Source organism: Rhizobium sp. SVR5-2C, from assembly GCF_056755115.1.
In genome coordinates this window covers 1-262 of sequence record NZ_JBNDHT010000435.1, presented here as the reverse complement: position 1 = coordinate 262, position 262 = coordinate 1, and the positions used below count along the sequence as shown (strand labels likewise).

The following is a 262-nucleotide window of genomic DNA, read 5'->3' as shown; positions in this document are numbered from 1 at the left end:
GCGCCGCAACCACGACGGCAGCCTTCGCCGCCTGGCCGGTATGCGGATAAATGGTGTCGGTAGCCACCAGCTTGCCAGTACCGTCAACCACGGCCACTTTTACGCCGGTACGCAGACCCGGATCGAGACCCATGGTGGCGCGCAGGCCGGCAGGTGCGGCCATCAGCAGGTCGTGCAGGTTACGGGCGAAGACGTTGATTGCTTCGTCTTCGGCGCGTTCACGCACGGTGCCCATCAGTTCGGTTTCGAGGTGCATCAGCAC

Annotated in this window: 1 pseudogene; it reads right to left on the bottom strand. The window is 64.1% G+C overall.

What is annotated here, in order from left to right:
* A pseudogene (locus ACPYOI_RS36420) lies at positions 1–262 on the bottom strand (RNA-binding transcriptional accessory protein); the annotation flags it as partial.